Annotated in this window: 20 protein-coding genes; 11 read left to right on the forward strand and 9 right to left on the reverse strand. The window is 58.7% G+C overall.

The features are described 5' to 3' along the window. The first annotated feature begins 238 nt into the window (after nt 1–238). From ACOZ42_RS00315 to ACOZ42_RS00335, 5 genes are read left to right on the forward strand one after another with little or no spacing between them, the layout of a single operon-like run. Nucleotides 239–1,126 carry a SphA family protein gene (locus tag ACOZ42_RS00315; protein ID WP_003800647.1) on the forward strand — a complete coding sequence of 296 codons (888 nt, stop codon included), beginning with the start codon at nt 239–241 and terminating at the stop codon, nt 1,124–1,126. A 22-nt stretch (nt 1,127–1,148) separates the two neighbouring features. Beyond that, complete coding sequence (locus ACOZ42_RS00320; RefSeq protein ID WP_003800645.1) at nt 1,149–1,931, forward strand: SDR family oxidoreductase; 783 nt, start codon at nt 1,149–1,151, stop codon at nt 1,929–1,931. A 56-nt stretch (nt 1,932–1,987) separates the two neighbouring features. Next, a complete protein-coding gene (locus ACOZ42_RS00325) occupies nt 1,988–3,232 on the forward strand; it encodes a styrene monooxygenase/indole monooxygenase family protein (protein ID WP_003800644.1) in 1,245 nt (414 codons plus the stop codon). Between the two features lie 25 nt (nt 3,233–3,257). Then, nucleotides 3,258–3,869, forward strand: a complete 612-nt coding sequence (locus tag ACOZ42_RS00330; RefSeq protein ID WP_003800641.1) for a flavin reductase family protein — start codon at nt 3,258–3,260, stop codon at nt 3,867–3,869. Between the two features lies 1 nt (nt 3,870). Beyond that, nucleotides 3,871–5,463 carry a phytoene desaturase family protein gene (locus tag ACOZ42_RS00335; protein ID WP_059318405.1) on the forward strand — a complete coding sequence of 531 codons (1,593 nt, stop codon included), beginning with the start codon at nt 3,871–3,873 and terminating at the stop codon, nt 5,461–5,463. Nucleotides 5,464–5,472: 9 nt separating this feature from the next. Here the strand turns inward: ACOZ42_RS00335 and ACOZ42_RS00340 are convergent, their stop codons facing one another. Then, entirely contained in the window at nt 5,473–6,450 is a 978-nt protein-coding gene (locus ACOZ42_RS00340; RefSeq protein WP_003800638.1) for an AraC family transcriptional regulator, read from the reverse strand. A gap of 161 nt (nt 6,451–6,611) precedes the next feature. On the opposite strand from ACOZ42_RS00340, the gene ACOZ42_RS00345 reads away from it, so the two are divergent. Continuing rightward, nucleotides 6,612–7,229, forward strand: coding sequence for a flavin reductase family protein (locus ACOZ42_RS00345; RefSeq protein ID WP_003800637.1), 618 nt, complete (start codon nt 6,612–6,614; stop codon nt 7,227–7,229). A gap of 332 nt (nt 7,230–7,561) precedes the next feature. Here ACOZ42_RS00345 and ACOZ42_RS00350 read toward each other — a convergent pair whose 3' ends face one another. Next, nucleotides 7,562–8,341 carry an ABC transporter ATP-binding protein gene (locus tag ACOZ42_RS00350; RefSeq protein ID WP_003800636.1) on the reverse strand — a complete coding sequence of 260 codons (780 nt, stop codon included), beginning with the start codon at nt 8,339–8,341 and terminating at the stop codon, nt 7,562–7,564. Between the two features lie 261 nt (nt 8,342–8,602). Between ACOZ42_RS00350 and panD the strand changes: the two genes are divergently transcribed. Next, nucleotides 8,603–9,166, forward strand: a complete 564-nt coding sequence (gene panD / locus ACOZ42_RS00355; protein WP_003800635.1) for an aspartate 1-decarboxylase — start codon at nt 8,603–8,605, stop codon at nt 9,164–9,166. A gap of 135 nt (nt 9,167–9,301) precedes the next feature. On the opposite strand, the gene ACOZ42_RS00360 is transcribed toward panD, so the two are convergent. From ACOZ42_RS00360 to ACOZ42_RS00380, 5 genes are all read right to left on the reverse strand, one after another. Next, nucleotides 9,302–10,306 (reverse strand): ABC transporter ATP-binding protein, encoded by a 1,005-nt coding sequence (locus tag ACOZ42_RS00360; protein ID WP_426345407.1) that lies wholly within the window; start codon nt 10,304–10,306, stop codon nt 9,302–9,304. Beyond that, nucleotides 10,303–11,277 (reverse strand): ABC transporter ATP-binding protein, encoded by a 975-nt coding sequence (locus ACOZ42_RS00365; protein WP_003800633.1) that lies wholly within the window; start codon nt 11,275–11,277, stop codon nt 10,303–10,305. Before ACOZ42_RS00365 ends, ACOZ42_RS00360 begins: the two co-directional genes overlap by 4 nt. A 3-nt stretch (nt 11,278–11,280) precedes the next feature. Further along, the gene (locus ACOZ42_RS00370) at nt 11,281–12,195 is read right to left on the reverse strand and encodes an ABC transporter permease (protein WP_003800632.1); all 915 of its coding nucleotides are present in this window, start codon (nt 12,193–12,195) and stop codon (nt 11,281–11,283) included. Between the two features lies 1 nt (nt 12,196). Next, nucleotides 12,197–13,183: an ABC transporter permease gene (locus tag ACOZ42_RS00375; RefSeq protein ID WP_131071126.1), complete on the reverse strand. Its 987-nt coding sequence runs from the start codon at nt 13,181–13,183 to the stop codon at nt 12,197–12,199. Between the two features lie 154 nt (nt 13,184–13,337). After that, nucleotides 13,338–14,909: an ABC transporter substrate-binding protein gene (locus ACOZ42_RS00380; protein WP_003800630.1), complete on the reverse strand. Its 1,572-nt coding sequence runs from the start codon at nt 14,907–14,909 to the stop codon at nt 13,338–13,340. A gap of 264 nt (nt 14,910–15,173) precedes the next feature. Between ACOZ42_RS00380 and dinB the strand changes: the two genes are divergently transcribed. Continuing rightward, nucleotides 15,174–16,292: a DNA polymerase IV gene (gene dinB / locus ACOZ42_RS00385; RefSeq protein WP_230406345.1), complete on the forward strand. Its 1,119-nt coding sequence runs from the start codon at nt 15,174–15,176 to the stop codon at nt 16,290–16,292. Nucleotides 16,293–16,564: 272 nt separating this feature from the next. Further along, nucleotides 16,565–17,755 carry an acetylornithine transaminase gene (locus tag ACOZ42_RS00390; RefSeq protein WP_240209160.1) on the forward strand — a complete coding sequence of 397 codons (1,191 nt, stop codon included), beginning with the start codon at nt 16,565–16,567 and terminating at the stop codon, nt 17,753–17,755. 105 nt (nt 17,756–17,860) lie between these two features. Here the strand turns inward: ACOZ42_RS00390 and ACOZ42_RS00395 are convergent, their stop codons facing one another. After that, a complete protein-coding gene (locus tag ACOZ42_RS00395) occupies nt 17,861–18,187 on the reverse strand; it encodes a helix-turn-helix domain-containing protein (RefSeq protein ID WP_415302029.1) in 327 nt (108 codons plus the stop codon). Next, the gene (locus tag ACOZ42_RS00400; RefSeq protein ID WP_003800623.1) at nt 18,171–18,434 is read right to left on the reverse strand and encodes a type II toxin-antitoxin system RelE family toxin; all 264 of its coding nucleotides are present in this window, start codon (nt 18,432–18,434) and stop codon (nt 18,171–18,173) included. Before ACOZ42_RS00400 ends, ACOZ42_RS00395 begins: the two co-directional genes overlap by 17 nt. A gap of 335 nt (nt 18,435–18,769) precedes the next feature. On the opposite strand from ACOZ42_RS00400, the gene ACOZ42_RS00405 reads away from it, so the two are divergent. Continuing rightward, nucleotides 18,770–19,597 carry a MetQ/NlpA family ABC transporter substrate-binding protein gene (locus ACOZ42_RS00405; protein ID WP_003800621.1) on the forward strand — a complete coding sequence of 276 codons (828 nt, stop codon included), beginning with the start codon at nt 18,770–18,772 and terminating at the stop codon, nt 19,595–19,597. Further along, nucleotides 19,597–20,439 carry a MetQ/NlpA family ABC transporter substrate-binding protein gene (locus tag ACOZ42_RS00410; protein WP_003800619.1) on the forward strand — a complete coding sequence of 281 codons (843 nt, stop codon included), beginning with the start codon at nt 19,597–19,599 and terminating at the stop codon, nt 20,437–20,439. Before ACOZ42_RS00405 ends, ACOZ42_RS00410 begins: the two co-directional genes overlap by 1 nt. Nucleotide 20,440 lies beyond the last annotated feature (1 nt).

The raw sequence follows: 20,440 nt of genomic DNA on the forward strand, positions 1-20,440 counted from the left end.
TATCGACCAGGCGGAAAGACAGGAAATTATCGCAGACATTCGTTGAAACGTAGCGTTTAACAGCTTTACCGAATGTCATTCTTTAAATCTAAACCAAATCGGGGTTTTCCCTGCTTTTGCGGCTTCTTGCGCTTATTGGCCAGGCGCTGCGCAAAGTGGATATACCGGCGCAAACGGCACTTCTACCATTGGCTCCATCGTCATATCTAAAAACAAAAGGAGAACGGACGTGGGGGACATGACAAAGAAAATAGCCGCCGTGGCATTGGGAGTGGGTGTTGTGGCTGCAGGCCCGGCCTATGCCATTGAGGGAAACGGTTTGCCGATTTACCCGGACGGTCTGGAAAACTTCATGAGCGGGGCCTTGCCTCCGCCCGGCGTGCATATGCTGATGTATGGCGGTGCCATGCGCTATGACTCGGTGCGCGACAAAAACGGCGACAAGCTGCCTATTCCCGATTTCAAGGTGGATGTGGCCATGGTGGCCCCTCGCCTGGTGTGGGTGACCGATCAGCAAGTCTTGGGTGGGCAACTGGCGTTCCACGCTCTGGCTCCCCTGCTGACCGTCAAGGCGCAAGCGGCTGGTCAGTCCCAGCGCCGCAGCGGTCTGGGCGATGTGGTGTTCGGTCCTGCGCTGGGCTTTCATCCCAGCGAGAAGATGCACTACATCCTGGGCGTGGACTTTGTCGCGCCTACCGGTCGTTACAAGGTGGGCGATAGCGCCAATCTGGGTCGTAACTACTGGGCCATCCAGCCGGCCGCCGCCTTTAGCTACATGCAGCCCAGTGGCATCAACTGGGATGTGAAGTTGATGGTGGACTTCAACATGCGCAACAGCGATACCGAGACCCGCACGGGTAAAGCCATTCATGCGGACTACGCCTTGGGCTGGGGCTTCGGGAACGGTCTGGTGCTGGGTGTGGGTGGTTACGCCTATCAACAGATTGAACGCGACCATGGCCCCATGGCTGGTGATGGCAAGGCCCGTTCCTTTGCCATTGGCCCGAGCCTGCGTTACGCCAACGATAAAGGGCTGCTGATTACGGCCAAGTATCAGCAGGATCTGGGTGTGCGGGGTCGTCCTGAAGGTAAACAGTTTTTTGTAAAAGTAGCGGTTCCGTTCTAAGGGCCCGCGGCAGGAGAGCGACATGAAAGGACTGAAGGATAAGGTAGTCATCGTGACCGGCGGCGCCACGCGAGTGGGCGCCGGCGTGGTCGAGGTGCTGATGGGCTACGGCGCCCGAGTGGCTGTGTTTGACATTGATGCCGCAGGCGGGCAGATCGCCGTTGGCAACGACGTTGCCAAGGCCAGATTCTGGGAAGTGGACATTACCAGCGATGACAGCCTGAATGCCGCCATTGAGCAGGTGAAAGCGCACTTTGGTCGTGTGGATGGTCTGGTCAATCTGGCCTGCTCCTATCTGGATGAAGGCATGGCGTCCAGCCGTGCGGACTGGCTCAAGGCGCTGGACATTAATCTGGTCAGCGCGGTGCAGGCGGCCAAGGCGGTGCGCCCCTTGTTGCCGCGAGGGGGCTCCATCGTCAACTTCACCTCCATCTCCTCGTCAATTGCGCAAACCGGACGCTGGCTCTATCCGGTCTCCAAGGCCGCCCTGCTCCAACTGACACGCAGCATGGCCCTGGACTTTGCCCCTGACGGTATTCGCGTCAACTCGGTCTCGCCCGGCTGGATCTGGTCGCGCGTGATGGATGAGCTGACCGGCGGTGACCGCGCCAAAACTGATCGTGTGGCTTCAGCTTTTCACATGCTGGGCCGCGTGGGTGACCCCCAGGAAGTGGGTGAAGTCGTGGCCTTCCTGCTCTCGGATTCGGCCAGTTTCGTCACCGGGGCGGATTACGCCGTGGATGGCGGTTACTCGGCCATGGGCCCTGAGCAAGGGGTACCGGCCATCCCCAAGCTGGCTGAATAAGAAAAACCGGGATGCCGCGTCGATGGCATCCCTCGCTCCCTCAGAAGGAAAAAATCATGCGTAAAGTTGCTATTGTGGGCGCTGGCCAGGCTGGCATGCCCGTTGCATTCGGTCTTTTGGCCAAGGGCTACGACGTAGCCGTTTTCACCAACCGCAGTCCCGACGATATTCGTGGTGGCCGCGTGATGTCCAGCCAGTGCATGTTTGCCGAGGCGCTGGATGTAGAGCGCCGTCTGGGCCTGAACTTCTGGGACGACGAATGTCCACCCGTGCAGGGCATCGGTTTTGCCCTGCCCAACCCTGAACAGCCTGACACCAAGGCCGTCGATTGGAGTGGCCGTCTGGATCGTGAAGCCCAGGCAACTGACCAGCGCGTAAAGATGCCTTACTGGCTGGAAGTGTTCGAGCAGCGCGGCGGCAAGCTGATCATGGAAGATGTGGGCGTGGCTGAACTGGAGCGCATCACCCAGGAATACGATCTGACCATGTTGGCTGCCGGCAAGGGCGAAGTGGTCAAACTGTTCGAGCGTGACGATGAGCGCTCCATGTACGACAAACCCCAGCGCGCTCTGGCCCTGACCTACGTACACGGTCTGGAGCCTACGCCTGAGTACTCGCGTGTGTCGTTTAACTTCATTCCGGGTGTGGGCGAATACTTTGTGTTTCCTTCGCTGACGCTGTCGGGTCCGTGCGACATCATGGTGTTTGAAGGGGTGCCCGGTGGTCCGCTGGATCGGTTCCGCGAGGCCAAGACGCCAGAGGCGCATCTGGAACAAAGCCTGTCATTCTTGCGTGAATTTCTGCCTTGGGAAGCAGATCGTGCCCGTAATGTTGAACTGACCGATGCCCAGGGTTACCTGTCTGGCGCGTTCCCTCCCACCGTACGCAAACCTGTGCTGACCCTGCCGTCGGGCCGCATGGTGCTGGGCTTGGGTGATGCCGTCGTCGTGAACGATCCCATTACTGGCCAAGGCTCCAATAATGCTGCCAAAGCCGCCCAGGTATATCTGGACAGCATCCTGCAACGCGGTGAAGGCGCGTTTGACCGTGACTGGATGCAGGCCACGTTTGAGCGTTACTGGGATTACGCCAATCTGGTGGTGCGCTGGACCAACTCCATGTTGAAGCCGCCAACCGATTCTTCGTTCGCCTTGCTGACTTCGGCCCAGCAATCGCCTGCTCTGGCCCACTTCCTGGCCAACAGTTTTAACCACCCGCCGGTGCTGTTCCCGGCCTGGGAAGATTTGACCGCCGCTCAGGATTTGATTGAGAAAACGCGCAGTCAGTCTGTGGCTGCCTGATAGACCGTATTCAAGGAGACGTACCATGACCCCCACCGCAACGCTGCAAGACTCCTCGTCCCCCACCGCTGCCCAGCGGCAGGCCGTGTCTGCCCAAGCGTTGGCAGCCGCTGACGCCAAACCCACACCGTCCAATCTGAATGTGGTCGATAGCCGTGCGTTTCGCCAGGCACTGGGCCATTTTCCAACGGGGGTGGCCATTGTCACCACACGTTGTCCTGATGGCCGGGCGGTGGGGCTGACGATCAACTCCTTTACATCCTTGTCGCTGGAGCCGCCATTGGTGATGTGGAGTCTGGTGAATCATTCTCCCAATCTGGCGGTGTTTGAGAACTGCAGCCACTTTGCCATCAACGTGATCAGCCAGGAGCAGGTGCCTGTGGCCCTGGGCTTTGCCAATTCCCAGGTCAAGGACAAGTTTGCGCTGGTCTCGCATGTGGATGGCGAGGAAGGCGTGCCCTTGCTGGACGATTGTGTCGCGACCTTTGTATGCGAGAACTACCGTCAGCACGAAGGGGGTGACCATACCTTGTTCATTGGCCGTGTGGTGCGTCACACCACCTTGACCGAGCACGAGCCCGCGGTATTTCACCGGGGTCGTTTCGCCAGCCTGACCACGCCGGACGGAGAGCGTTGAAATGAGTGACGCGCATAGCGCTGATGTCGTTATTGTCGGCAGCGGGATGAACTCCCTGACCTGCGCCGCCCTATTGGCCCAGCGCGGCCTGTCGGTGACCGTCCTGGAGCGCAATGCGGTGGCGGGAGGCTGTATCCGTACCGAGGAGCTGTTTCCCGGCTTTACCCACGATGTTCTGTCGAGCTGGTATCCCCTCTTTATGGGGGGAGCGTCTTATGCCGCGCTGGCCGAACCCCTGGCCAAGGCGGGACTGGAGTTCGTCAAGGGTGAATACAGCACGGGACTGGCCATTCCGGGGGGACCGGCGCTGGCCTTGCGTCAGGATATGGACGATACGGTACGCCGTTTCAATGCCGTGATGCCGGGTGAAGGCGATGCATTGGGAGCCATGGCGGCCCGCATGTTTGGCCCGGATGCCGGCCTGGTGTTTGGCCTGCTCGGGGGCGAGCCTTACCGCTGGCCGATGGCCAAGCTGGCTTTTGGGGCCTGGCGTGAACGCGGGCTGGATGGCTTGATGTCCTTCGGTTCGCAGGCCCTGGAAAGTTTCCGACGCTGGGCCATGCGCGATCTGCGCAGCGATCTGGCCCGCGCCATGATTGCGCCCTGGGTACTGCACAGTGGCCTGGGCCCGGACGAGGCCAGCTCGGCCCTGATCGGCAAGCTGACCTTCAGTGCCGTGGTCAGCGGCGGCATGCCCGTGGTCAAAGGTGGCAGTGACCAGATTGTGAAAGCGTTTACCCGCATTATTGAACAAGCAGGGGGGGCGGTTCTGACCAACTCGCATGTGGATCGGGTGCTGGTCGAGGGGAACAAGGCGAGCGGCGTGTGTGTCGGCGCCCAGCGCTATCTGGCGCGTCGTGCCGTGGTATGCAATGTCACGCCCGGCCAGCTGTATGGTGATCTGGTGCCGGATGCGCCACCCGCTCTGGTGAAGTCTGCCCAGGATTATCACTATGGCCGGGGCGGCATGCAGATTCATTTTGCCTTGAATGCGCCGCCCGACTGGGTGGACCCGGAATTGCGCCATGTTCCCATGGTGCATGTCACCGAAAGCATGGAGCAGGTTTGCTCCTCGGTGGTGACGGCCAGTAATGGCTATCTGCCCGCCAAACCGACGCTGGCCGTCGGTCAGCCGGTGGCCGTGGATGTGAGCCGCGCGCCGGAAGGACACTGGATTTTGTGGGTTCAAATGCAGGAGTTGCCCCGTCATATCAAAGGTGACGAGGCAGGCGAAATTGCCGTGCCCGCTGATGGGCGCTGGAACGAGGCAGTGCGCGAGGCCATGGCCGACCGTGTGCAGGCCCGACTGGAAACGGTCATGCCCGGCTTGGCCGCCAAGATTATCGGGCGTCGCAGCGTCAGCCCGGCGGACCTGGAAGCCTTGAACATGAATCTGGTCGGGGGCGACCCCTACAGCGGTGTGTGCTCGCCCGATCAGTTCTTTTTCATGCGTCCTTTTGCGGGACACAAGAACGCGCGCAGTGGCGCCACCCCCTGGCGCAATCTGCACCATATTGGTGCGTCGGTGCATCCGGGTCCAGGCCTGGGCGGGCAGTCCGGCTATCTGGCGGCCCAGCGCATCCTGAAAGGGTGAGGCGCTGCTTCAGTGCTGACCGCCGCGCACCCGCTGCAAAGTTTCGCTGGGCGTTTCGCCAAAGCGGTTGCGGTATTCGGCACTGAAACGGCCCTGGTGGGCAAAGCCCCAGCGCATGGCCAGATCGGCCAGTGTCAGATGCGGTTCGTTGGAGTGAATCAGTTCGTGGCGCAGACGATCCAGCCGAACCTGGCGCAGATACTGCATGGGGCTGACCCCGTAGTGATCCCGGAAAGCCTGTTGCAACGTGCGCGAACTGACGCCCGCAATGGCGCTGAGCTCGTCCACCGTGACAGGCAGGTGAGCCTGTTCATGCAAATGGCTGGCGACTTTTTTCAGATGGCGCGGCAGGATGCGGGTCGGGTTGACCGGCTGAATCTGGGCAGGCGGGTGCAGGTCCAGCAGGGTCGTCACGGCCAATTGCTCCAGCTGGTTGATAATCAGCGGAGAGCGTCGGATGTCCTCGTAGTTGCGCGCGCAGTCCAGCACATAACGCAGCATGATTTGCCAGGAAGGCTGGGTATGCGCCTGCAGGCGCACCGGAAACAGCAAACCTTGCGGGCCCACATCCAGGCCCATGCCGCGGGCGGCCTGCTCGACCAGATTGCGATCGATCTTGAGCATTAATTGCTCATTATTGGCGTGCCAGATCATATCCACATCCTCGTTGGGGTTGAGGATGGTGGCCGCATAGGGGCTGGAGTCCACGGTCTGATTGCCGCAGCGCACCTTGGCGGTGCCGTACTGAGGCATCTGGATCAGGTAAAAACCGGCCAGATGATCGGGTTGAATGTGGACGTCGGCGCCATAGCCCAGGCGGCTCAAGGCGACCTGACCAAACTGGGCGTGGCGCAGCCGGGTTTGCAGGGTCTGGTCGGCACGTAACTGCTTGAGCTGGTGCGACTTGATCATGTCGCTGACAGATTTGCGCACCTGTTCCAGGTCAGCAGAAGCTACACGTGCCCAGTGATCGGGCTTATTTTCCATGTTTCATGCGCCTAGATGGTTCTGAAAGACAGGAAGGAGACGTAAAACCTTGAGTTTCAACGGTTTGCAGCGGCTTTATTTTAGTTGTAAAGTATATCAGTGGGCCATCGGGATTTCCCGCAGTCCCGTTTAGTTTCTTGTGTTTATTAATCGAGAGAACCGTGCAGAAAGACTTTCACTTTTATGAACCCACCCAAGGCCATGGACTGCGCCACGACCCCATCAGCTCGATTGTGGGTCCTCGTGTCATTGGTTGGATCGGCACTAAAAGCAAGGATGGCGTGCTGAATCTGGCCCCATACAGTTTCTGCAATGTGTTTAACTACCGCCCTCCCGTCATCGCTTTTTCCAGCGTGGGCTACAAGGATAGCGTGCGCAACGCCATTGAAACCGGCGTTTTTACCTGGAACCTGGCCACGCGTGATCTGGCCGAGCCCATGAACATGACCAGCCTGGAACAGGACGTGCGCGAATTTGAAGTTGCTGGCCTGACACCTGCGGACTCCCGCCTGATCGATGCCCCCCGTGTGGGCGAGAGCCCTGCCTCGCTGGAGTGCAAGGTGACGACCCATTTTCAGTTGAAAGACTCGGAAGGCAAGGACCTGAATACCTGGATGGTTCTGGGTGAAGTGGTGGGTGTGCATGTGTCGCCCAACAGCATTGTGGACGGCATTTACCGCACCGCCATCCCCCGCCCGATTCTGCGTGGTGGCGGCCCCGGCGATTATTTTGAGATTACAGACCTGACCTTGTTTGATATGCCACGCCCCAAGTCCTGAGCGGCATGAAGCAACAGGCGTCAGAAGCGCTGCTGGGCCGCTATTGAGCAGGCTTGCAGGCAAGGATGCCCAGGATGACAAACCAACGGCGCCGCAAGGCGCCGTTGGTTTTATGTGGGCTCAGGGAGAGCCGGAGTGTTTAGGCGGTTTGGCCTGTCGAGGCACATCCGGCGGCCCGGCGCTCCGGCTATCAGGTGTTTCGGTAATGTCGCAGTCGGGCAGGCTCAGCGAACTTGCTGCTTCTCACTAGCCCGATGACCTGTCGATCTGAGCGACCTGAAAGAGGCCGTCAAAGACCCGTCAAGCCGCACTGCGCACCGTAGGCGCAGATCTTAGCCCTTGGACGAACCACCCGCCGCCAGGAATTGTGCCAATCGAGGGCTGCGTGGCGACACCAGCACTTCTTCCGGTGGGCCTTCTTCTTCGATCAGGCCCTCGTGCAGGTACACCACTTTGCTGGACACATTGCGGGCAAAGCTCATTTCGTGAGTGACCACCACCATCGTGCGCCCTTCTTCGGCCAGATTCTGCATAACGCGCAATACCTCACCGACCCGCTCCGGGTCCAGTGCCGAGGTAGGCTCGTCAAACAGCATGACTTCGGGCTCCAGGGCCAGGGCTCGGGCAATGGCCACACGTTGTTGCTGGCCGCCGGACAAAAAGGCCGGGTACTGCTTGGCCAGATCGCGCGACAGCCCCACTTTGTCCAGATACTGTTCGGCTTTGGCAATGGCCTGGGCCTTGTCCATGCCCTGTACATGAATGGGCGTGGCCGTAATGTTCTCCAGCACGGTCATGTGAGACCACAGGTTGAAGTGCTGAAAAACCATGGCCAGACTGGTACGCAAGCGTTTGAGTTGTTGCTTGTCGACCGCAACCAGCTCGTCCGTTTTGGGGTCCAGACGGGTTTTCAGCTCCTCGCCCTTGATGACGATACGGCCGGAGTTGGGTGTTTCCAGGAAATTGATGCAACGCAGGAAAGTACTTTTGCCCGAACCGCTGGAACCGATCAGGCTGATGACGTCACCGGGTTCCGCGCTGAGAGAGACTCCCTTGAGGACCTCCAGGGAGCCGTAGCGTTTGTGAATATTCTCGATGAGCAGGTTGGGCATGGAAAGCGGTATCGTATTGAAAATAAAAAAGACCGGTGCGAGGCGGCAGAGGGGATTACAGCACAGACTGGCCGCCAGGAAAATCATTGGACCTGTGGTTTTCCCGTACAAATCTGTGGGTCTAAACGGATTTGCGCGCATTTCTGGGTTTATGATGCAGTCTTTCCCCCAGCCCTGATCGGGCTAAGGGCGCGGCGCAAACCGCGTGTTAGCCAAGCTTAGGTGTCCGTATTCGGGGACCTGTTTCTAGAGAGTGTTGTCATGAAAAAAGTGGTCCGTGCCAAGCTGCATGGTATCAAGGTGACCGGTGCCGACTTGAACTATCACGGCTCGATCACCCTGGATCCGGAAATCTGCGAACAAGCGGGCATTTTACCCATGGAGTTTGTGGAAATCTGGAATAAGGACAGCGGAGCCCGTATTTCTACATATGTGATTTTCGGTGAACCCGGCTCGCGCTGCGTGGTGTTGAACGGCGCGGCAGCCCGCACCTGTCAAAAAGGCGACACCGTCATCATTTGCGCCACTGAATACGTGATGAACTCCGAAGATCTGTATTCCCTGCGCCCTACCGTGCTGACGTTTACGCCTGAAAATGAAGTGGACGAAGTCATGCATTATGAAGTGGCCAAAACGGCCCAGCGTGATTACGACTTCCGTGTGGTACGCGACGAGCGTCCTCGCGGTGCCGAGCGCCCACTGGCCCGGGTCGACGTGGATGCCCTGTCCGCGGATCTGCGTTCGCGTGGCCTGGATGATCGTGCTATTGCCGATATCCTGTCCTGCCATCTGGCTGATTTCGCGCCTGCCGCTGCACAAAACTGATCTGGCAGTGCCGGGCCGTCATGGCCCGGCTGTTCATCAGGACATCCTCACCCTGCGCATTCAGGCGTGGTTGTCGACAAGAATAAAAGAAACGCTGCACCCACTGCCTTTGACAGTGACCGCAGCGTTTTTACATCAAGCCTGATCGCGCCCTTCTTCTACGGCATGACAAGCCACTTCCTGCGGCCCGGTTTGCAGCAAGGCCGGGGCTTCGCGGCGACAGCGATCATTGGCCAGCGGGCAGCGCGGGTGAAATGTACAGCCCGAAGGTGGGTTTAGCGGGTTGGGGACTTCGCCCGCTACCGGAATGCGGCTTTTACCCGCCCCGCTCATGTCGGGAATGGCTCCCAGCAACATGCGCGTGTAGGGGTGACGGGGCTGTGCGAACAAGTCGTCGCGTGGCGCAATTTCCACAATTCGGCCCAAATACATGACACCCACCCGGTCGGCTACGTGGTGCACCACGGCCAGGTTGTGCGAGATGAACAGATAGGTCAGCCCCAGCTCGCGCTGCAAATCCTTCATCAGGTTCAGGACCTGTGCCTGCACCGACACGTCCAGCGCCGAGGTCGGTTCGTCGCAGACGATGAACTCGGGCTGCAAGGCCAGAGCACGGGCAATCGAGATGCGCTGACGCTGACCGCCGGAGAACTGGTGCGGATAGCGCTGGGCATCACTGGCGTTCAGGCCTACCTGGGTGAGCAGCTCGGCCACTTTGGTTTGCTGCTGGGCAGGGCTCATGTCCGTGTGGGTAACCAGCGGCTCGGCAATAATGCGGCCCACGCGCCAGCGTGGATTCAGACTGGCATAGGGGTCCTGAAAAATCATCTGACGGCGCTTGCGCATGGCTTTCTGGCTGGCCTTGTCCATGGATTGCAGGGACTGACCATCAAACAGAATGTCGCCGCGTGTCAGCGAATACAGGCCCGTCAGCAAACGGGCCACCGTGGATTTGCCGCAGCCCGATTCGCCCACCAGCGCCAGGGTTTCACCCTTGTTCAAGGTGAAGCTGACACCATCGACCGCGCGCAGATTGACTTTGGGTTTGCGGTAGACCAGACGTTCCAGCAAGGGCGGGGACACATCAAACCAGCAGGCGGCGTCCTTGACCTGGACCAGGGCTTGTTTTGGGGCGCTCATGCGGACTCCTGTGCATGCAGCCAGCAGGCTGCCTGTGTCTGAGGGGGAACGGGCATCAGCTCGGGGCGTTCGACCAGGCAGCGATCAAAACGTCGGTCGCAGCGTGGATTGAACGCACAGCCGGGCGGAATGGCATTTAGCCGCGGCATGCTGCCGGGGATTTGTTCCAGACGTTCCAGCCCACCGTGCAGATTGGGGATGGAACGCATCAGACCACGGGTATAGGGGTGGCTGGGCTGTTGAATGACATCTTGCACCGGGCCCACTTCGATGATGCGACCGGCGTACATCACCGCCACGCGGTCGGCGGTTTCGGCAATCACCCCCATATCGTGGGTAATCAGCATGACCGAAGTGCCTTGCGAGCGACAGAGTGTTTTGAGCAGGTCGATAATCTGCGCCTGAATGGACACGTCCAGGGCGGTGGTAGGTTCGTCGGCCACGATCAGCTTGGGCTCGGCCGCCAGGGCCAGCGCAATCACCACCCGTTGGCGCATGCCGCCGGAGAACTGGTGCGGATAGTGGTCGATACGCTCACGCGCGGCCGGGATGCCGGTGGCTTCCAGCAATTCGATGGCGCGCTCCCGTGCCTGTTTCCAGGACAGGGGCAGGTGCGTGACGATGGTCTCGGCTAACTGATGGCCTACGGTATAGAGCGGGTTCAGCGACGTGAGCGGGTCCTGGAAAATCGCGCCAATCTTGCGGCCACGAATCTTGCGCATCTGGTCCTGATTCAGATTGTCGATGCGCTCGCCTTCCAGCAGGATCTGGCCACCGCTGATGCGGCCGGGGGCATCGAGCAAACCAATAATGGAGGAACCCGTCAGGGATTTGCCGGCGCCGGACTCGCCCACCACGCCCAGCACCTCGCCGGGAGCGATGGAAAAGGACACATGATCCAGGGCTTGGAGCACGCCGCGCCGGGTCGGAAATTCGACACACAGGTCTTGGACAGTTAAGAGTGCAGTCATGGCTCAGCTCAATTTGGGGTTCAGGGCGTCACGCAACCAGTCGCCCAGGAGGTTGACCGACAGCACCAGCAGTACCAGCATCAGGCCGGGGAAGATCGTGATCCACCATTCGCCCGAGAACAGGAAGTCGTTACCGATGCGGATCAGGGTGCCCAGCGACGGCGAGGTGGCTGGAACGCCCACGCCCAGAAAGGACAGGGTGGCCTCGGTAATGATGGCGGTGGCCAGATGCACGGTAGCCAGGACCAGAACCGGACCCATGACGTTGGGCAGTACATGGCTGAACATGATGCGTGGCGAGGACACGCCAATGACACGAGCAGCCTGCACGTATTCACGGTTCTTTTCCACCAGCGTGGAACCGCGCACGGTACGGGCATATTGTGGCCAGCCGGCCAGCGCGATGGCCCCGATCAGCACAGGAAAGGCCACAACATCGTGCATGCTCAAGGGGAAGACGGCACGGGCCACGCCGTCGATCAGCAAGGCAATCAGGATGGCCGGGAAAGACAGCTGTACATCGGCCACCCGCATGATGAAGGCATCGACACGGCCACCGGAGTAACCGGCCAGAAGCCCCAGCACGATGCCCACGATCATGGACAGGGCCACCGAGGCCAGTCCGATCAGCAAGGAGGTACGCGTCCCGTACAGCAGCGCCGAAAACAGATCGCGGCCCTGGCTGTCGGTCCCCAACCAGTATTGGGGGGAGCCGTTTTCCGACCAGGCCGGGGCCAGCAAGGCATCCATGAGGTCGATGGAGGTCAGATCGAATGGGTCGTAAGGAGCAACCCAGCGGGCACCCAGTGCGCCGATAAACAGCAGCAGGGCCATGATGGTGGCCGCAATGGCCACGGGGGAGTGACGCCAGGACCAGACCAGATCGCTATCCCAGGCATTTTTCAATTTAGCGAACATATTAATGCCCCTTGGCGCCCGACAATTGGGTGCGCAGACGTGGATCGACCAGGAAATACAGCAAGTCCACCAGCAGGTTGATCACCACAAAGACCAGGGCAATCAGACAGAGGTAGGCGGCCATCACGGGGATGTCGGCAAACTGCACGGCCTGGATAAACAGCAGACCCATGCCTGGCCATTGGAAAACGGTTTCTGTCACGATGGCAAAAGCGATAATGCCGCCCAGTTGCAGACCCGTAATGGTGATGACCGGCACCATGGTGTTTTTCAGGGCGTGACCAAAGTGGATGGCGCGTTGTGACAAGCCACGGGCACGAGCAAATTTAATGTAGTCGGCGCGCAGCACTTCCAGCATCTCCGAGCGCACCAGACGCAGGATCAAGGTGAGCTGGAACAAACAGAGCGTGATGGCGGGCAGGATTAAATGCTTGATCCCGTCCCAGCTAAGCAGGCCGGTACTCCACCAGCCAAACTTCAGAACTTCCCCGCGGCCATAGCTGGGCAGCCAGCCCAGCTGTACCGAGAAGATCAGGATCAGCAAGATACCGATCAGGAAGGTGGGCAGAGAGATCCCCAGCAGGGAAAAGGCCAGAATGCTCTGTGCCATGAACCCATTGCGCTTCAAGGCGGTGTAGACGCCCAGTGGCAGGCCAATGAGCAGGGCCAGTATGGCGGCCACCACGGACAGTTCTACCGTGGCAGGCAGGCGGTCTTTCAGTAGCGTGGAAACAGGTTGGGCTTGCCGCAGGGACAGACCAAATTCGCCTTGTACGGCCTGGGAGACAAAGCGGGCGAATTGCACGGGGGCGGGTTGGTCCAGCCCCAGGCTGGCACGCAGTTCCACGCGATCTTGTTCGGTGGCGTCCTGTCCGAGCATGATGGTGACCGGGTCACCAATGTAGCGGAACAGCACAAAAGCCAGAAGGCTGACCGTCAGCATCACCAGAACAGCCTGGATGAGACGGCGAATAATAAATACCAGCATAGGCGGTCTCCTGGTAGAGCGCGAGGATCACTCGCGACCAGTGTCGTCCTTAATGTGTAGAAAGGGCCCGGCAAGGGGGCTGGTGTAGAAACGGATGACTACAAGGTAATGGGAACCAGCCCCGCACGAAGGCGGGGCTGGGGTGGGGAAAAACTTAGTCGATAGTGGTCCATTGAGCCAGCAGGCGGTTGTCCGCACGGTGGATCACGTTGACCTTCTTGGCCATGGCCCAGGGAATGATCTGGTCATGCAAGGGGATGTGGCCCACTTCCTTGGCATGGATTTCCAGAACCTTGTGGATGGCAGCATCGCGTTTGGCCACGTCGGTTTCGGTCTTGATCTGATCGATCAAGGCGTCCACTTCGGCGTTTTCGTAATTACCGAAGTTAAAGGAGCCGTCAGCGCCCTCGCCCTTGCTGTGCATCAGGCTTTGCAGGGTGTAGAGCGCATCAAAGGTCGGCACGCCCCAGCCAAACATGTAGGCGCTGCTGTCGTAGCTCTGAACTTTGGGGAAGTAGGTGGCGCGTGGCATGGCGTTCAGGTTGGCTTTCACGCCGACCTTGGCCCACATGCCCACGATGGCCTGGCAGATGGCTTCATCGTTGATGTAGCGATCGTTCGGGCAATCCAGGGTAAAGGTCAGGGAATTGTCGTAACCGGCTTCTTTCAGCAGTTCCTTGGCGCGATCCTGGCTGTAAGGCAGGCGCTGGGCCAGCTCTTTGGTGTAGCCGTGAACCTGAGGGGCCACCATGGTGCCGGTGGGGGCGGAGGAACCGCGCATCACGGCTTTCTTGATGGCTTCAATGTCGATGGCCACATACAGGGCTTCACGGACACGCTGGTCGGCAAACGGGTTCTTGCCCTTGATGCTGCTGTATTTCAGCTCGGGGCTCTTTTGATCCAGACCCAGGTAGATGGTGCGGTATTCGTTGCCTTCCACAATCTTGGACTGTTGGCGCAGGCGTTGCAAATCCTGTGCCGGTGGGTCCAGAACCAGGTCCACTTCGCCGGACAGCAAGGCGGCGGTGCGGGTGGCGTTCTGCTTGATCGGCACATAGACCACTTCGGTGATGTTGCCTACCTTGTTGCCCTTGTTCCACCATTCTTCGTTTTCGACAAAGACAGTGCGCACGTCCACTTCACGCGACTTCAGCTTGTAAGGACCAGTACCGTTGGTGTTGCGAGCCGAAAAGGTTTCTTCGTTCTTGTTGAAGTCCTGGGGCTGGGTGACCTTGTTCTTTTCAGCCCAGTCCTTGTTCATCATGAACACGCTGGTCAACTGGCGCAGCAGTACGGGGTTGGGGGCGGCGGTGATGATATCCACCGTCTTGTCGTCCACCTTTTCTGCTTTGACGATACCGTTGACGTAGGCCTTGAAGTTGGACGTTGGCGCCATGGCGCGCTGGATGGAAAACACCACGTCGTCAGCCGTAAAAGGTTCGCCATTGTGGAACTTCACACCCTCGCGCAAGGTAAAGCGCCAGACGGTGGGTTCACGCTGCTCCCAGGCGGTAGCCAGGCTGGGCACGATCTGGAAGTCTTTGTCGTAGTCCACCAGGGGCTCATAGACATACATGCTGCCCGTGATGGTGAGGTTTTCGTTCTGAGCATGGGGGTCCAGGGTCATGAAGTCACCCTGGCTGGACCAGGTAAGCGTCTTGCTGTGGCCTACCAGGGGCAGGGAGACCAGAGCTGCCAGCGCAGCAGCCAATACTGTTTTTTTCATGAAAACCTCCTGTTGGGGTGCTTGGTGTCGCTGATAGAGAGGCTGCATAGTAACCGGGCGCTTGGCACAGGTTCAATACGTAGTTTCAGCTCGCCGTCAGCGTAACGATAATTAGTGATTTATATCATCTTGCCGCTTATTCAGTAGCCCCCAGCGTCCAGCCCGCTTGTCGCTATAATGGTGTACGTATATACAGTTAACAGGCTGGCCGTGGTGACGGGACAAGAAGAAACCCCTCTGGAGCGACGCATCGCTCATGTGGATATGGATGCGTTTTATGCCTCGGTAGAGCTGCTGCGCTACCCGCATTTGCGTGGCCGCCCCGTGGTGATCGGCGGGCGCAGTGCTGATGCGCCGCGTCAGTTGCCTGACGGCAGCTGGCAACATGCCCGTCTGGCCGATTACGTGGGGCGCGGGGTGGCCACGACTTCTACCTATGAAGCACGCCAGTTGGGCGTGTTCTCGGCCATGGGTTTAATGAAGGCGGCTCAACTGGCTCCCGACGCCATCTTGCTGCCTGCGGATTTTCAAGCCTATCGCCATTATTCGCGTCTGTTTAAACAGGCCGTGGCCACGGTCTCGGACCATATCGAGGACCGGGGCATCGACGAGATCTATGTAGACCTCAGTCATAAGACCGAAGACAGCCACGCACTGGCCGAGCAGATCCGCCAAGCGGTGAACCAGGCCACGGGCCTGACCTGCTCCGTGGGCATTACTCCCAACAAGCTGCTCTCCAAGATTGCCTCGGAGCTGAACAAGCCCAATGGGGCCTGCGTGCTGACCATGGACGATGTGCCTACCCGCATCTGGCCGCTGGCGGTGGGCAAGATCAATGGGATTGGCCCCAAGTCGGTACTCAAGCTGACAGAGCTGGGCATTGGGCAGATTGGAGAGCTGGCGGCCACCCCGGCGGAGAAGCTGCAGGAGCATTTTGGCCTGCGGTATGCACAGTGGCTGATGGCCGTGGCCCACGGCCAGGACGACCGTCCCCTGACGACGGATCGCACCCCCAAGTCCATCAGCCGTGAAACCACGTTTGAGCGTGATCTGCACGTGCGCATGGATCGCTCCCGCCTGTCCTCGGTGCTGGAGTCCTTGTGTGAAAAGCTGGAGCAGGATCTGCGCAAATCTGCCATGTGCGCCCAAACCATAGGCATCAAGCTGAAGTTCGAGGACTTCAAAATCGTGACGCGCGACCTGTCCCTGCCCACTCCGGTGCTGGCGGCCGATGCCATTCTGGCCGCCGCCCGCCAGAATTTGAAACGCGCCGTGCTGGACAGACGTTTGCGCTTGCTGGGTGTGAAAGCCAGCGCTTTGCTGCCTATCAGTGAAATGCCGCAGGAGCAGCCTCGGCAACTGGATCTGGACGGTTTGTTTTAGGCAGGCAGCGCTTTGCCAGGCTGCTGCCTGGATGACAGGTTTTAGACAGACGTGCCTTAGCCACCTCCACCCCGTTACTGCGTAAAGACTTCAGGCTTAAAACGCTTTGGCGCCTGCCAGGGCGCGGATGTGTACCAGAAAAGGGACAATCCGCGGCCAGATGACCATTGTCCCAGGCATAAGCGTCCTGCCGGGGGTGGGCTGCGTTAGAATAAATTGTCCAGCCGCCGGGCTGGTTTATTTTTTTTTCATTTTCATCAAGGTTTGCCGTTATGGAATTCGATCGGGCCGGTGTACGTGCATTAATGGAAATTACCCAGCGTCCGGAGTTGGTCTTTGTGCGAGGAGAAGGTTCCTGGCTGCAAGATCACAACGGCAAGCGATACCTGGATACGGTCCAGGGCTGGGCCGTGAACGCGCTGGGCCACAGCCCTGCCAACGTGATCAAGGCGATCACCGAACAGGCGTCCAAATTGATCAATCCTTCGCCTGCGTTCTACAACGAGCCCTCTATTGAGCTGGCCAAACGCATCGTGGAGCACTCCTGCTTTGACCGCGTGTTCTTTGCCAACAGCGGTGGTGAAGCCAACGAGGGTGCCATCAAGCTGGCGCGCAAATGGGGTCAGATCAACAAGAACAACGCTTACAAGATCATTTCTTTTGAGCACTCCTTCCATGGCCGTACCCTGGCTACCATGTCCCTGTCCGGCAAACCCGGTTGGGATCGCATGTTTGCTCCTCAGGTTGAAGGCTTTCCGAAAGCCAAGCTGAACGATCTGGAATCCGTGCGCGCGCTGATCGACGATCAAACCGTGGGCATCATGCTCGAACCCGTGCAGGGCGAGGCCGGTGTCATTCCTGCTACCGTGGAATTCATGAAGGGTCTGCGCGCCTTGGCCGACGAGCACAAGCTGCTGCTGATCGTGGACGAAGTGCAAACCGGCATGGGCCGCACCGGTACCCTGTTTGCCTACGAGCACTCGGGCGTCCGTCCGGACATCATGACGCTGGGTAAAGGCATTGGTGGTGGCGTGCCGCTGTCGGCACTGTGCGCCCGCGAAGAAGTGTCCTGCTTCCAGCCTGGTGACCAGGGCGGCACCTACAATGGCAACCCCTTGATGACCGCGGCTGGCGTGGCTGTGTTCGATGAATTGACGGCTCCCGGCTTTCTGGAGTCGGTCAATGCCCGCGCCAAGCAGTTGTCCGAAGGCTTGCTGGCCATCAGCGCCAAGTGGGGCATGAACGGCGAGCGTGGCGAAGGCTTGCTGCGTGCCCTGATCCTGGATCAGGACGACGGCCCGGAAATCGTGGCTGCTGCCCGCGACCGCGCTCCAGAAGGCATGCTGCTGAATTCGCCACGTCCGAACCTGCTGCGTTTCATGCCAGCGCTGAACATCACAGCTGACGAAATCGACCTGATGCTGGCCTGGCTGGACGAAATCCTGGTCAAGGTTCGCGGCTAAGCTGTGTTGCTGCCATAAAGAATCCGCCTTCGGGCGGATTTTTTATGGTCTTTGGATTTTTGTAGCCCTGCGGGTCTGGTGGGCTTGCAAACCGCCGTTCCTGGCTTAGAAGTCGAGTTGCTCAGGTGTAATCCCAAGCGCGGCGGCAATGCGCTCCAGGCTGCTTTTGCGTAGCCGCTCGCTGCTCTCTTGCTGAGCATAGGCAGATTGGCTGATACCCAGGCGAGCGGCCAGCTCTGCCTGTGTCAGCCCAAGGTGTTCACGCCATGCCCGAACCGGCGTTGCACCGTCGATCGTGCTGCTGACGACGGCGTGGGGGATTAGCCCGCCGTCCTGGGCCTGGCTGGCGATGTAGTCCTGGTAGGGAATCACGACAAAAGCGGGATTGCCGTCCGGGCCATTGATGATCTGAATGTTAGTACGTACGTTCATCGCGCTTTCTCACTTCCTGGATGTCGATAATTCTTATTTCTGCGTCCCAATCAAACAGGACGCGATAGTTTCCGATGCGCAGGCGATAGCCATACGGGTGATTCGTCAGCGCTTTGATGTTTTGCGATCCGGAGCAATTGGGCATATCAGCCAAGTTGCCGACACCGTCGCGGATAGCGCCTTGGTGTTGCCTGTCGATCTTGCGCAGTTGTTTGGCGGCTTTGGGTGTCCAGAATATCGAGTTCATGGACAGAATATAAGTTAATTATAAGTTAAGTTTCTTGATATAAGTTTGGAAAAATTGCGCGGAGGCCGACAAAAAACCATTTGTGACCTTTGTCCTTGCTCTCCCACGACTAACTTGAAACGCGCATGAAATAGCACAGACCTCATCGTTGCCAGTGTTTAGTTTATTTAAAAAAATAATATAAATATCAATAACTTGAAGTAATTTTATCCAGCCATTAGCCAGCATAAGTAAATGATTGTTCTGTTGTGGTGCCAGGGGAAGGGAGTCGATGTAATAGAAGCTTCCAAGATTTGCCTGCAAGCGCAGGCCCACCCTTTGAGGCACTGTTTACCATGCTCCAGCATCTGTCCAAACTTATCGTAGCTAGTGCCCTTGTGCTGGCTGTTTCTCCGGCCATCGCCGCCGACTCCTTACGCATTGGGGTGGTACCCGGTGCCTATGCCGATTCCATCAATGCGGCGGCTCAGGATGCCAAGGCCCAAGGCATCAATGTCGAGGTGATTGAGTTCACCGACTGGACCACGCCCAATGTGGCAGTGGATAACGGCGATATTGATATCAACTATTTCCAGCACCAGCCTTTTCTGAAAAACGCCATTGAGAAAAACGGCTACAAGCTGGCCAGCGCGGGCACGGGCATTCTGGCCAATGTGGGGCTGTATTCGCTCAAGCATCAGGCGGTAGAACAGGTTCCCCAAGGCGGCAAGGTAGGCATCGCCAACGATCCCGTGAACCAGGGCCGTGGCCTGTTATTGCTGCAGAAGGTCGGGCTGATCACGCTCAAGCCGGAGGTCGGTTACCTGGGCAGTCTGAATGACATTGTCGAGAACCCCAAAAAGCTCAGCTTTGTGGAAGTGGAAGGCCCGCAACTGGTGCGTATTACGGGGGATGTGGATATTGCCCAGGGCTATCCGCATTTCATCGTGGCGGCCAAGGCCTTTGATCCTTCCAGTGGGCTGGCCTACTCGGGTATTGAAGATGCGCAGTTTGCGATCCAGTTCGTGGTGAAAGCAGACCGTACTCGCGACCCCGTCATTCAAAAGTTCATTTCCATCTATCAAAACGCCCAGTCCGTGCGTGATGTGTCGCGAGCCGCGTTCAATAACGACGAACGACTCTACACCCTGGCCTGGTTGAACAAGCAAGAAGGAGCGAAGTAATGACTGCGATTTTTTCTGCTCGCCTGCCGCGCTGGGCGCTGGGCATGGTGTTGGCTGCCGTCCTTCCTTGGAACAGTGTGGCAGCGGTAATCAAAGTGGGCTCTCTTCCTGGCGCTACCGCGGATGCGGTACAAGCGCTGATCCCGGAAGGCAGGAAGCATGGTCTGGATATTGAGCTGGTCGAGTTTACGGATTGGACGCTGCCCAACGAGGCTGTCAATAACCGCGATATTGATGTGAATTTCTTTCAGCACCAAGCCTTTCTGAACAATGCCATCAAGGAGCGTGGCTACGAGCTGGAATTGATTGGTCTGGGCTTGCTGCAAAACATTGGCCTGTACTCGAACAAGTATCAGTCTCTGGACCAGGTTCCCAAGGGCGCCACTGTGTCTTTACCGAATGATCCGGTCAATCAGGGCCGGGGTCTTTTGCTGTTGCAACAAGCAGGCTTGATCACCTTGCGTCATGGTCTGGATACCGGTGCCACGGTCAATGATGTGGTGGATAACCCCAAGCAACTCAAGCTGGTGGAAATTGAAGGCCCGCAACTGATTCATTCCCTGCCAGATGTAGATCTGGCCGTGGTCTGGCCCAGCTATTTTGTCAGCGCAGGTCGCAAGGCGGATGCGGGCAAGGCCCTGGTCTATTCCGGTATTGCCGACACCTTTTACGCCATGGGTTTTGCCACGCGCAAAGACCGCGTCAATGACCCGGCACTGAAACAGTTTGTCGAACTGTTTCAGCAGTCGCAGGCGGTGCGCAACACGATTGCAGACCGTTTTGATCACAACCCCAATCTGTACACCTTGCCCTGGCAAGGTGGCAGCGCAGCGAGCAAGTGAT

This window comes from Alcaligenes sp. HNGD-HTN06, from assembly GCF_049932565.1.
In the GTDB taxonomy this organism is placed as follows: Bacteria; Pseudomonadota; Gammaproteobacteria; order Burkholderiales; family Burkholderiaceae_B; genus Alcaligenes; species Alcaligenes ammonioxydans.

Excerpts from the sequence above, each read along its gene's own strand:
- ACOZ42_RS00315 (WP_003800647.1), top strand. The coding sequence starts at position 239 with ATGACAAAGAAAATAGCCGCCGTGGCATTGGGAGTGGGTGTTGTGGCT.
- ACOZ42_RS00320 (WP_003800645.1), top strand. The coding sequence starts at position 1,149 with ATGAAAGGACTGAAGGATAAGGTAGTCATCGTGACCGGCGGCGCCACG.
- ACOZ42_RS00325 (WP_003800644.1), top strand. The coding sequence starts at position 1,988 with ATGCGTAAAGTTGCTATTGTGGGCGCTGGCCAGGCTGGCATGCCCGTT.
- ACOZ42_RS00330 (WP_003800641.1), top strand. The coding sequence starts at position 3,258 with ATGACCCCCACCGCAACGCTGCAAGACTCCTCGTCCCCCACCGCTGCC.
- ACOZ42_RS00335 (WP_059318405.1), top strand. The coding sequence starts at position 3,871 with ATGAGTGACGCGCATAGCGCTGATGTCGTTATTGTCGGCAGCGGGATG.
- ACOZ42_RS00340 (WP_003800638.1), bottom strand. The coding sequence starts at position 6,450 with ATGGAAAATAAGCCCGATCACTGGGCACGTGTAGCTTCTGCTGACCTG.
- ACOZ42_RS00350 (WP_003800636.1), bottom strand. The coding sequence starts at position 8,341 with ATGCCCAACCTGCTCATCGAGAATATTCACAAACGCTACGGCTCCCTG.
- panD (WP_003800635.1), top strand. The coding sequence starts at position 8,603 with ATGAAAAAAGTGGTCCGTGCCAAGCTGCATGGTATCAAGGTGACCGGT.
- ACOZ42_RS00360 (WP_426345407.1), bottom strand. The coding sequence starts at position 10,306 with ATGAGCGCCCCAAAACAAGCCCTGGTCCAGGTCAAGGACGCCGCCTGC.
- ACOZ42_RS00365 (WP_003800633.1), bottom strand. The coding sequence starts at position 11,277 with ATGACTGCACTCTTAACTGTCCAAGACCTGTGTGTCGAATTTCCGACC.
- ACOZ42_RS00370 (WP_003800632.1), bottom strand. The coding sequence starts at position 12,195 with ATGTTCGCTAAATTGAAAAATGCCTGGGATAGCGATCTGGTCTGGTCC.
- ACOZ42_RS00375 (WP_131071126.1), bottom strand. The coding sequence starts at position 13,183 with ATGCTGGTATTTATTATTCGCCGTCTCATCCAGGCTGTTCTGGTGATG.
- ACOZ42_RS00380 (WP_003800630.1), bottom strand. The coding sequence starts at position 14,909 with ATGAAAAAAACAGTATTGGCTGCTGCGCTGGCAGCTCTGGTCTCCCTG.
- dinB (WP_230406345.1), top strand. The coding sequence starts at position 15,174 with ATGGATGCGTTTTATGCCTCGGTAGAGCTGCTGCGCTACCCGCATTTG.
- ACOZ42_RS00390 (WP_240209160.1), top strand. The coding sequence starts at position 16,565 with ATGGAATTCGATCGGGCCGGTGTACGTGCATTAATGGAAATTACCCAG.
- ACOZ42_RS00395 (WP_415302029.1), bottom strand. The coding sequence starts at position 18,187 with ATGAACGTACGTACTAACATTCAGATCATCAATGGCCCGGACGGCAAT.
- ACOZ42_RS00400 (WP_003800623.1), bottom strand. The coding sequence starts at position 18,434 with ATGAACTCGATATTCTGGACACCCAAAGCCGCCAAACAACTGCGCAAG.
- ACOZ42_RS00405 (WP_003800621.1), top strand. The coding sequence starts at position 18,770 with ATGCTCCAGCATCTGTCCAAACTTATCGTAGCTAGTGCCCTTGTGCTG.
- ACOZ42_RS00410 (WP_003800619.1), top strand. The coding sequence starts at position 19,597 with ATGACTGCGATTTTTTCTGCTCGCCTGCCGCGCTGGGCGCTGGGCATG.